Raw genomic sequence first — 3,613 nt, 5'->3', positions numbered from 1 at the left:
TGCAGCGCCAGATTCGCGGCAAGTGGGCTTGCAGCTGCTGCCAGTTGATGGTGCAGGAGCCCGCCGCGCCCCAAGTCTTTGACAACGCGTTGCCGGACATCGAGCCCGAGCCCCCCGACATTCCATGTGATGCGCGGCTCAACAACAAGTGTGTGGCCTGGCCGGTGCAGGACGGCGCCTCAATGTTCGTCACCGTGGGTACTTCGCCTCCCCCGATGGAATTGAACTGAGCTTAAGCGCGTGGCTTGTACGCCACCACATCAATCTCAACCCGTGCATCCACCATCAGGCGCGCCTCGGTGGTCGATCGGGCCGGTTTTTTGTCGCCGAAGTAGCTCATGTAGACACGGTTGAAGCTGCCGAATTCGCGCGCGTCCTGCAGCCACACCGTGGTTTTGCAGACGTCGTCCAGCGTGCAGCCGGCCAGCGCCAGAGCGGCAGAGAGGTTTTTCATGACCTGCCGCGTCTGCACTTCAATGCCGCCCTGCACAATTTCACCTTTTTCGTCGCCCGGAACCTGACCCGACACGTAGACAAAGTCGCCCGCGCGCACGGCCGGCGAAAACGGCCGGGGCTGGTGGTCAGAGGCGATAGGGGGGTTGCCAAAGTATTCAAGTGTGGACATTGCGGAAAACTCCTAGTTGGGTGAAGAAAAGACAGGCCATGAAACCCGCAGACCGGCAGATACCAAACTGGTGCGCAAGACAAAGGGCTACACCCCTGGGACGGGCTGCTTGGCCATCGATGTGAAATATATTTTCATTGTCAATTTTAGATACTAGGGTTTATACCCATTTGTTTAAAAGAATATGTCGAATATTCTTCGCAACTTGAAAAATACTTTCACTTCTAAGGAGATCGGCATGATGCAAAAATTATGGATTAACCGTCGCAAGGCGGTTGCGTTGGCGCTGATGGTGAGTGGTACGGCCTTGTTGCCGATCGGCGCCCAGGCGCAAACGCTTTCAAATTCCTCCCTCAACCTGGCCATGACCGCCGAACCGCAAACGCTGGACCCCATGGCATCCCCCATCGACCTGGTGGCGACCATCATGCAGCATGTGTATGAGCCACTCTATACTTTTGACGCCAACTGGAAAATCATTCCCATGCTGGCCGAAGGCCTGCCCAAAGTGTCGGCGGACGGCAAGCACTACAGCATTGCGCTGCGCAAAGGCGTGCAGTTGCACAATGGCCGCGAGATGAACTCCGAAGACGTTGTGGCCAGCCTCAAGCGCTGGATGGATGTGTCGCCACGCGGCAAGGCGCTTTCCAAAGACGTAGCAGACCTGTCCGTTAATGGCAGCCACGGCATCGAAATCACGCTCAAGGCACCCTATGCGCCACTGTTGTCGCAACTGGCGATGCCTTCCGGCATGGCAGCCATCATGGCCAAAGAGTCGATTGCCACGCCGCTCAAGGAGTTCATTGGAACCGGCCCCTACAAATTCAAGGAACGCCGTCCTGACCAGTATGTGCTGCTGACGCGCTTTGACCATTATTCCGCTCGCCAAGAAGCGCCAAACGGTTACGGCGGCAAGAAAACGGCGATTGCCGATGAGCTGCGGTTCCTCCCTGTGCCCAACGCCAATACGCGCGTGGAGGGATCGCTGGCCGGGCAATACCACTTTGCCGACCTGCTGCCCACCGAGGCCCTGGGGCGTCTGGAAAAATCGGGTGGAAAAACCGTTCCGATCCTGACGCCTTCGTTTGGTTTTCCGTACATGGTATTCAACACCAAAGAAGGCGTGATGGCCTCCCAGGCCTTGCGCAAGTCCGTGCAAACCAGCATTGGCGAGGGTGAAATGCTGGCCGCCGGATTCGGCGATACGCGTTTCTTCACGGCTGAGCCCAACCACTTCCCCAAAGGAACGCCTTTTTATTCGAACGCCGGTGCGGCCAATTACAACGAGCGCAATGCGGTCAAGGCCAAAAGTCAAGCCGTCCAAGCTGGGTACAAGGGCGAGCCCATCCGCATTTTGACCAGCCGCCAGTACGACTTTCACTACAACATGGCGCTGATCATGGCCGAGCAGCTCAAGCGCGCCGGCTTCAAGGCCGAGTTGAACGTGGTGGACTGGGCCACCCTGGTACAGCGCCGCGGCGACCCCAGGCTCTGGGATATTTACATCACGCATTCGGGCCAGTTCCCGGAGCCCATGCTGTCGCCGCCGCAATTGGGCGACGGCGCGCCGGGCTGGTGGAATTCACCGGCCAAGCTGGCCGCGCTGGCTGCGCTGAACCAGGAACCCAATCCCGCCAAGCGCGGTGCCTTGTGGGGTGCGGTACAGCAGGTGATTTATGACGAAGTGCCGTATATCAATATTGGCAAGTTCAACAGCCTGTCGGCCAAGTCGCCTGCGCTGCAGGGCTATGTGCCTTCGACTTGGCCCTTCTTCTGGAACACTGGGCTGAAAAACTGAAGAGATATGGGCTCCTGCGCTCTTCACTCCGTGTAATGCGCTGCTCCCAAGGGGGCGGTTTCGCCTTGAGGAGGCCCGGCGGCGACACGGGGCTCGTTGCGTATCTCGTCATATTTGATTAGAGAAAGATCGTCATGACACGCTATTTGTTATCACGCGTCATGGGCATGCTGGTGGTCATGGCGCTCGTGGCGGTCATTGTGTTTGTGCTAACACGCGCCGCATCGGGCGACCCCATCGGGGTGCTGCTGGGTGACCAGGCGACAGCTGAAGACATTGCACGCGTGCAGAAAGAGTATGGCCTGGACAAGCCGCTGCCTGTGCAGTTTGGCTACTGGCTCAAGGAACTTGCGCACGGCAATCTTGGCCAGTCGATCTTCCTGCAGCGCCCGGTCACGCAGGCGCTTTGGGAGCGGGCCGAGCCCACTACCTTGTTGACACTGATGGCCGTCTTCATCGCTGCGGCGATCGGGGTGCCCTGCGGCATTGTCTCGGCGGTTTTCCGCGGCAAATTCATCGACCAGTTATTGACTGGCTTTGCCATGCTGGGCGCCAGCATTCCCAGCTTCTGGATGGGGCTGGTGCTGATGCAGATTTTTGCGGTGTCCATGGGCTGGTTTCCGGTGTCGGGCTACGGCGACCCGGGCGCCACGCTGATTGAACGCATTCACTACCTAGTGCTGCCGTCGGTAGTGCTGGGCGTGCTCAACTCTGCGCTGATCATCCGCTTCACGCGCGCTTCCATGCTCGATGTGCTGGGGGAAGACTATGTGCGCACCGCCCGCGCCAAGGGCCTGTCTGAAAATGTGGTGGTGCTCAAGCACGCGCTGCGCAACGCGCTGGTGCCCATCGTCACCGTGCTGGGCCTCACCGTGGCGATGATGATTGGCGGGGCCGTGGTCACCGAAACCGTGTTTGGCTTGCCCGGCGTCGGCAACCTGGTGGTGAGCGCCGTGCTGCGGCGCGACTACCCGGTGATTCAGGGTGCCTTGCTGGTGATTGCCATGATTTATGTGGTGATCAATTTCCTGACCGACCTGCTGTACATGGTGGTCGATCCCCGCGTGAAGTACTAGCTCTATGAAGTTTCCGCTGATTCTCAAAAAACTGTTCCGGCGCCGCATTGTGCTGGTCGCCGCCATCTGCCTGTTGATGGTGGTCGTGGTGGCTCTGCTGGCCAATGTGATCAC

3 protein-coding genes and 1 pseudogene are annotated in these 3,613 nt (G+C 58.9%); 3 read left to right on the top strand and 1 reads right to left on the bottom strand.

Going from position 1 to position 3,613, the window contains the following annotated elements; translation table 11 throughout:
* A pseudogene (locus GZ093_RS20575) lies at nucleotides 1-230 on the top strand (hypothetical protein); the annotation flags it as partial.
* A 2-nt stretch (nucleotides 231-232) separates the two neighbouring features.
* Here GZ093_RS20575 and GZ093_RS20570 read toward each other — a convergent pair.
* Nucleotides 233-625, bottom strand: coding sequence for a Rid family detoxifying hydrolase (locus GZ093_RS20570; protein WP_296489581.1), 393 nt, complete (start codon nucleotides 623-625; stop codon nucleotides 233-235).
* 238 nt (nucleotides 626-863) lie between these two features.
* Between GZ093_RS20570 and GZ093_RS20565 the strand changes: the two genes are divergently transcribed.
* A complete protein-coding gene (locus GZ093_RS20565; RefSeq protein WP_296489580.1) occupies nucleotides 864-2,423 on the top strand; it encodes an ABC transporter substrate-binding protein in 1,560 nt (519 codons plus the stop codon).
* A gap of 134 nt (nucleotides 2,424-2,557) precedes the next feature.
* On the top strand, nucleotides 2,558-3,499 hold the full coding sequence (locus tag GZ093_RS20560) for an ABC transporter permease (protein ID WP_296489578.1): 942 nt from the start codon (nucleotides 2,558-2,560) through the stop codon (nucleotides 3,497-3,499).
* Nucleotides 3,500-3,613 lie beyond the last annotated feature (114 nt).

It is taken from the genome of Rhodoferax sp., from assembly GCF_010365055.1.
GTDB lineage: Bacteria > Pseudomonadota > Gammaproteobacteria > Burkholderiales > Burkholderiaceae_C > Rhodoferax.
Note: the sequence above shows the minus strand (reverse complement) of the source record. Positions and strands in the feature narration are given on the sequence as shown.